This window comes from Poseidonibacter sp., assembly GCF_041821165.1.
Taxonomy (GTDB): domain Bacteria; phylum Campylobacterota; class Campylobacteria; order Campylobacterales; family Arcobacteraceae; genus Poseidonibacter.
Genome location: NZ_JBGUES010000112.1, coordinates 1 through 7,592 on the forward strand (window position 1 = coordinate 1; position 7,592 = coordinate 7,592).

Genomic DNA, 7,592 nt, shown 5'->3' on the forward strand with positions numbered 1-7,592 from the left:
AAAAGATTTTTAGCAGTGTAATCAAAATCATTCTCTTTTCTTTTTAAAGCACCAATTTGTAAAGTTTTTAACTTTGTTAATGTATCTTCATTATAATTTGGAGATTTTAAAAGTTGTGTTAATAATTCTATTGATTCTTTTGAAACATCTTTTAAATTAGATAATTCAATAACAAAAGTTTCAAAACCATTTGAAGTGTGTAAAGATATTGCATTTTCATCAAGTTTTTGAGCAAATTTACTAGAACCTAACTCTTTAGTTCCTTCATTCATTAATTTTGAAGAAAGACTTACTAATCCACTTTTATCTTTATCTTGCATATAACCTGAATTTTGAAAAACCAATTGTAAATTTAAAATTGGTAAACTTTTTTGTTCTTCGAAAATAACTGGTATTTGAATATCATTTACTTCCATATGTTTTACTGATGCACTCATCAAGCTCCCTTGTAAAATAACTAATGCTAATAAGTATTTTTTAAATTTCATAATATATTAGTACTTTTCTAATATCTCATAGGCTGTATTTCTTTTAGCTGGAATTGATCCATTATCTTTAATAAGCCTAATCATTTCCTCTTGATTCATTCTATTTGATGCACCTGCTGCTTTAACAACATTCTCTTCCATCATAGTACTACCTAAATCATTTGCTCCAAAATTTAAAGCTAATTGACCTATATATGAACCTTGAGTAACCCATGAACTTTGAATATTTGGAATATTATCTAAATAAAGTCTAGATACAGCTAATAATCTTAAATATCTATTTGAAGATTGAGCTTTAATATCTGGAATTTCTTTTAGAAGTTGAGTATTTGCACCTTGGAATGACCACATAATAAATGCTCTAAATCCATGCATCTCATCTTGTAAATCTCTTAATAATTCCCAATGTTCAATAATCTCTTCATCCGTTTCAACAGTTCCAAACATCATAGTTGCAGTTGTTTTCATATTAATTGAATGAGCTAATCTATGAACTTCAATCCAATCTTTACTATCCATTTTATTTGGTGCAATTATATCTCTTACTCTATCAGATAAAATCTCAGCTCCAGCTCCTGGAATTGAGCTTAAACCCTTAGCTTGTAATCTTTTTAATACATCTAAAATAGATATTTTCGAAACTTTTGCAATATATTTAATTTCAATAGCTGAAAACCCATGAATAGTAATTTGTGGATATTTAGTGTGAATATGTTCAACTAAATCTTCATAATAATCTATTTTAAGTTTTGGATGAACTCCACCTTGAAATAAAATTTGTGTTCCACCAATTTCAAGTAATTCATCAATTTTTTCATCAATTTCATCAAATTTTAATACATAAGAGTCATCATCTCTTCCATGCCTAAAGAAAGCACAAAATTTACAATCAACCCAACATACATTTGTATAATTAATATTTCTATCAACTATAAATGATGTAATATTTAAAGGATGTAACTCTTGTTTTCTTTCGCTTGCCATTTTTCCTAAGTCTAATAAAGAAGCATTTTGAATTAAATCTAATGCTTCTTTATTCGTTAATCTTTTTTTTATCTCAATTTTTTTAACCATTATTAAAAACTCGCTCCTAAAGAAAATTCAAATGATGAAGTATCATCATTAGCTTCGGCATCAAGTGCTCTTGCAAAAATCAATTGTAAAGGACCCATAGGAGAAATCCATTCTAATAATCCACCAGCACTTGATCTTTTAATTTGTGTAAATGAATCTTGACCTGTCATACCATAATCATAAAATAGTGCCCATCTCATTTTAGCACTTGGTACTAATGGGAAACTCATCTCTAAAGAGTTTGCCCATAATCTTTTGTATGGTTCTTCAACTTCACCATTATCATTATTTGGTCCAAAAGCATAAGATTTATATCCTCTTAATGTTCTAGCACCTCCAAGATATAAAGAATCACCTTGATTAATTTGACCATTATCAATTAAAACTTTTACTTGTGTTCTAAATCTAAAAATCCAATCTAATTCAGTTAAGTCTTCAATTGAATAAAAATATTTTAAATAAGAACTTGATTTAAGATATTTAGAATCACCACCAACACCTGCGTATTCTAATGATGTACCCATTTTATAACCTTCTCTTGGTACATAAAAATCATCTGTATTATCAAAACTTAAATAAGGACTAATAGAACTTGAAATATATTCTGTATCTTCATAATATGTTTTTCCAGCAACTTTTGTAAAAGTAGAAGAGTAAGTATAATCTTCTTCAATAGAATCTAATCTATATCTTAATCCACCATAAAGATTTCTAAATAGTTGTTTTCCAACAGCAACAGAAAAACCTTGTGAAGTTTTATCTACATCATAAGCATCTCTTGAGATTTCTGATTCACTATTATGAACTTCAATTTCACCATTATATTTACTATCATTAATAGCTGGGTTTTTTAAACTAACTGAGAATCTATTTTGCTTAGATGAGATATCAACATTAAGTCCAACACCTAAACCAGTTCCAAAGATATTAGAATCATTTATAGAACCATTAATCATAAACTTATCATAAGAACCATATCCACCACCTAATGTGATAGCTCCAGTTGCTGCTTCTGTAACATTTACTACAATATCAATTTTATTTGCAGAAATACGTTTTTCTTCAATTTTTACATCTTCAAAAAATCTTGATCTTTTTAATTTTGATGTAGTATCTTTAAAGTCTGTTAAGTTATACAAATCACCTGGTGCTAAATAAACATCTCTTCTAATAACTCTATCTAAAGTTCTGCTGTTTCCAGATATTTTAACATCATTGATATAAACTTTTTCACCTGGGATAACATTAAAAACAATATCAACTTTTGAGTTTTCTTTATCTTTTTTTATATCAAACTTAACTTCTGCAAATGCATAACCTTTATTTGCAACTTGTGTTTTAATATACTCTTGATCTTTTCTTAACTTTTTAATATTAAAAGTATTTCCAATAATTAATTTTAATTCAGGATATATATCTTCAGCATTTACAATTGAAGAATCTACATAAATTTTAATATCATTTGTTGTATATTTATTTCCTTCTGTAATAAAGAAATCTAATTTAGCCTGATTTGAAGCAAAATCAATATCTAAAAAAGGCTCTTTAACTTGAGCATCTAAAAAACCTTTTTCAAAATATAACTCATTTATTCTTCTTGCATCATATTTTAATTGATCAATACTAACTTCACCATCATTTTGTCCAAACCACCATGAAGCAAACTCTTTTTCTTTATTAGCAGTTACATCATCAAAGTTACTTCTTGTTAACTCTTTTGCACCATAATAATTAGCTTCAGTGATAATTATCTCATCACCTTTATTTACGTTAAAAGTTACTTTTAGTGTTTCTTCATTAAGTTTTTCAACTTCAGTTTCAACAACAGAGTTTATATAACCATCATTTTCAAGAAGGTCTAATAATATTTTTTTAGCATCTTCTACTCTTTTAGGAGTGTACATAACTCCTTTTTTAAGTTTAATTATTGATTTTAAACCTTCAATATCTTCAGCTCTACTTTTATAGCCTTTGATATCTACATTTGCAATAGAAGGTTTTTCTTTAAAGTTTAATTTTAAATTTCCATTATCATTAAATAATACAATGTCATCAAAATAACCAAATTTATAAAATTGTTTAATAGCATCATTTAATTTATTAGCATCAAGTGTGTCACCAACTTTTACATTTAATGTTTCATTAACAATTTTAGGAGATATTTTATTCAAATTTTTATATTCTATAGATTTTATAGTATCTGCACATAATACTGATGCGCAAGCTAAAGAAAATAGTACGACTTTATTTTTCACACTGATCCTTAATTTCATAATTAGACAATAATATATCTAAATTCACTTTATATGAATATTAATATTCTGCTTATTTTTTAGTTTAAATAACCTAATTTACAGTAGTTTTAATAATAAATCACATCGTAATTTATTTTAAATAAACATTAAGATATAATCCCGTAATTTATAAAAAAGGTTGTATTTTGAATATTGGAATAGTAGGGCTTGGATTAATGGGTGGTTCTTTTGCAAAAGCTGTTAAAAAATATGGTATTGCGAATAAAGTATATGGATATGCAAGAAGTGAAAAATCAAAAAAACAAATTTTAGAACTAAATCTTGTTGATGAACTTGTTGATATTAAAACTTTAAAAGAAAAATCTGATTTAATTGTATTAGCAATACCTGTTGAAAATATAATATCTTTTTTGCCAAACTTATTGGATATAAAAAAAGAACAAACAATTATGGATTTAGGTTCAACAAAAGAGTTTATAGTAAAAAATATCCCAGATGTTATAAGAGAAAATTTTGTAGCAGCACATCCAATGTGTGGAAGCGAAAAATTTGGACCAAAAGCAGCTATGGATAATTTATATGAAGGGAAAACAGTAGTTTTATGTGACCTTGAAGATAATAGTGAAATTCATAAAAATAGGGCGGTTAAAATATTCCAAGAAATTGGTATGAGACTTGTATTTATGAACTCAAAAGAGCACGATGTTCACGCTTGTTATATGTCACATTTACCTCATGCAATTTCTTATTCTTTAGCAAATACAGTTATGAATCATGAAGATCCTAAATCAATTATTGCTTTAGCAGCTGGTGGATTTAAAGATATGAGTAGAATTGCTAAATCAAGTCCAGATATGTGGACAGATATTTTTAGACAAAATAAAGACAACTTATTAAAATCAATAGATTTATTTGATAATCATATGAAAAAAGTTAGATATATGGTTGAAAATGATAAATATGATGATTTAGAAGAGTGGATGAAAAAAGCGAATACTCTACATGAGATACTATAATTTAGTATCTCAATTTATAGCATTTATTGCTTCTTGTACTTTTATAGCTTGATAATGTTCTTTTACGTCATGACATCTTATAATAGAAGCTCCATTTCTAATAGACTCTAAATGAATAGCTAAAGTACCTGCTAATCTTTCTTCAATACTACTAGGTACAATTTTATCAATCATTGATTTTCTACTTGCACCTATTAATAATTCATATCCGAAATGTTTAAAATGTTCTAAGTTTTTTAATAAAGTTAAATTATGCTCTAAACTTTTTCCAAAGCCAATACCTACATCTAAAACAATATCTTCTATTCCAAAACTTTTTGCTTTTTTTATTTGTTTAGCAAAATAGATATCTAAATCACTCATAATATTTTCATATTCTGGATTATCTTGCATATTGCTTGGGTCATTTTGCATATGCATAATTACAACTTGAGCATTATATTTAGCTGATATTTCACAAACCTTATCATTAGCAAGTCCAGTAATATCATTTACAATTTTAAAGCCTTTATTTAAAACATAATCAATAACTAAAGGAGAATAAGAATCAATTGAAAAATCAACTTTATCATAAAACTTACAATTATAAATAATATCAACTATATCTTTTAATCTTGAAAGTTCAGTTTTCTCATCAACTGCAATACTACCAGGTCTTGAAGAAACAGCACCTAAGTCAATAATATTTGCTCCATCTTCAATCATAGTTTCTATTCTTTTAGAAGCTTCTTTTTGACTAAATCTGCTATCTTTAAAAAATGAGTCTTCATTTGCATTTAATACACCCATGATTTTTGTTTTAGTAGAAAATTTATTTTGCATAAAAAACCTTTTATTTATTAGAGTTATTTGATAGTGATAAAAGTAGGGTAGTTAGAACATTTAAAGGTCTTGAATTTAAATCTAATAATTTAATAGCATTAGAAAAAAGTTCAAGCTCTTGTTTCGTCAATTTTAAATTTAAACTATTTACCTTTAATAAAATTAATTCAACAATCTCTTTTGCATCATTCTTTGATATCTTTTGATTCTCTTTTAAAAAATTATATATATCTTTTAAATCTAATTTATTTAAATCTAATAATAACTCATTTCTTAAAACAGAAGTCTTTAGATATTTATATGGTATTCTTGAATAAATTGTTGGTAAAATTGATGATTTCGAGTTTGTAATTATTATAAAAACAATATTTCTAGGTGGTTCTTCTAATACTTTTAGCAAAGAATTTTGTGCCTCTTTTCTAAATGTTGTACCACATAAAAAAATATATTTCTTTTCATTCGAAGCAATATAAGCTTCTTTTATTGCTTGTGTTGCTTGTATTAATAAAAATTCATCTTTCTCTTCATTTTTAATTATTCTAATTGAATGAGAAGAATAATTTCTAATTAATTCATTTAATGATGTTTCAATATCATTTACAATTAAAATACAAGAGTTATCAATTTTTTCATTTAACATATTAGTTTTCTACATTAATTTGAGCAAATAAAGCAGCACTTACAGTTTTAGAATATAATCTAAACATTTGAAGTAGTTTCATATCTAAAGCTTCATCACTTGATCTTAAATTAAAAGCATCTTGTTTTTCTTCATCAAAAAGCCATAAGAAAGAGTATTTAGAAACTTTTGGAATAACAGCACGAACGTCTTGACTTTTTCCAATATACCAAAAACAATATCCATTTGGAAAAGAGATACTTAACATATCTTTTATATATGAAATATCATCATCTGATTTTATATTATCAATATATTTGTAAAATGATTTAAAATCATAAAATGGTAAAAAAGGTCTACTTAGTTTTGGTGAATTGATATTTGTTAAAATATATTCTAAAAACCATTCTCTCTCTTTATCAGTGATTACGATTATTGAACAACCTTTATCTAATAAATTAACAATATTTTTAGATACTAAAGGTGTCCATTCATACTTCTTCTCTTCCAACCAAGGAGAGATAAGTCTATCTTCCCTGATTGTATCTACAGTCCAGTTTAAAAATTCTTGCACTATTATTTATCCAAAGAATAAGCTTCGTGTAATGATCTAACTGCTAATTCTGCATACTTTTCATCAATAATCATTGATACTTTTATTTCAGAAGTTGAAATAATTCTAATATTAATATTCTCTTTTGCTAATGAAGAGAAGGCTTTTGATGCAACACCTGTATGAGATTTCATACCAACACCTACTATAGATACTTTACAAATTGATTCATTATAATCAATCTTTCTAGCATCTTTTTCAAAGTTTTTCATAACATTTTTACAAATTTCTAAATCAGTTGTAGGAATAGTAAAATCTAAATCTGTAGCGCCATCAACACCAACAGTTTGAACTATCATATCAACATTAATATCAGCATCTGCTAATGATGTAAAAATTGATGCAGCAATTCCTGGTTTATCAGTAACTCCATACATACCAACTCTTACTTGATTCTTATCTAATGCGATTCCACTTACAACCGGTTTTTCCATAATATTTTCTTCCTTTGTTATTAATGTACCTTCAACTTCTGGAGTAAAGCTACTTCTTGATACTAAATTTACGTTTAATTTTTTTGCCATTTCTACTGATCTGTTTTGTAAAACTTTTGCACCTAATGATGCTAACTCTAACATTTCATCATAAGAAATTTTTTCTAATTTTTTTGCTTTTGGTTCAATTCTTGGATCTGTTGTATAAATACCATCAACATCAGTATAAATTTCACATACATCAGCTTCAATAGCACCTGCAATTGCAACA

Annotated in this window: 7 protein-coding genes and 1 pseudogene; 1 reads left to right on the top strand and 7 read right to left on the bottom strand. The window is 26.3% G+C overall.

Annotated features, from left to right (window positions below; translation table 11 throughout):
* From ACERKK_RS09090 to bamA, 3 genes and pseudogenes are all read right to left on the bottom strand, one after another.
* A pseudogene (locus ACERKK_RS09090) lies at positions 1 to 437 on the bottom strand (insulinase family protein); the annotation flags it as partial.
* A gap of 57 nt (positions 438 to 494) precedes the next feature.
* Entirely contained in the window at positions 495 to 1,562 is a 1,068-nt protein-coding gene (locus ACERKK_RS09095; protein ID WP_373772768.1) for a dehypoxanthine futalosine cyclase, read from the bottom strand.
* A gap of 2 nt (positions 1,563 to 1,564) precedes the next feature.
* Positions 1,565 to 3,817, bottom strand: coding sequence for an outer membrane protein assembly factor BamA (gene bamA, locus ACERKK_RS09100; protein ID WP_373772769.1), 2,253 nt, complete (start codon positions 3,815 to 3,817; stop codon positions 1,565 to 1,567).
* Positions 3,818 to 4,002: 185 nt separating this feature from the next.
* Here bamA and ACERKK_RS09105 point away from each other — a divergent pair, with 185 nt between their 5' ends.
* A complete protein-coding gene (locus ACERKK_RS09105; protein WP_373772770.1) occupies positions 4,003 to 4,833 on the top strand; it encodes a prephenate dehydrogenase in 831 nt (276 codons plus the stop codon).
* A 9-nt stretch (positions 4,834 to 4,842) separates the two neighbouring features.
* Here the strand turns inward: ACERKK_RS09105 and folP are convergent, their stop codons facing one another.
* From folP to ACERKK_RS09125, 4 genes are all read right to left on the bottom strand, one after another.
* On the bottom strand, positions 4,843 to 5,655 hold the full coding sequence (gene folP, locus ACERKK_RS09110; protein ID WP_373772771.1) for a dihydropteroate synthase: 813 nt from the start codon (positions 5,653 to 5,655) through the stop codon (positions 4,843 to 4,845).
* 10 nt (positions 5,656 to 5,665) lie between these two features.
* The gene (locus ACERKK_RS09115; protein ID WP_373772772.1) at positions 5,666 to 6,295 is read right to left on the bottom strand and encodes a DNA polymerase III subunit delta'; all 630 of its coding nucleotides are present in this window, start codon (positions 6,293 to 6,295) and stop codon (positions 5,666 to 5,668) included.
* 1 nt (position 6,296) lies between these two features.
* Positions 6,297 to 6,848: a HobA family DNA replication regulator gene (locus tag ACERKK_RS09120; protein WP_373772773.1), complete on the bottom strand. Its 552-nt coding sequence runs from the start codon at positions 6,846 to 6,848 to the stop codon at positions 6,297 to 6,299.
* 2 nt (positions 6,849 to 6,850) lie between these two features.
* Positions 6,851 to 7,592 (bottom strand): aspartate kinase (locus ACERKK_RS09125; protein ID WP_373772774.1); only part of this gene is annotated, 742 nt, incomplete at its 5' end.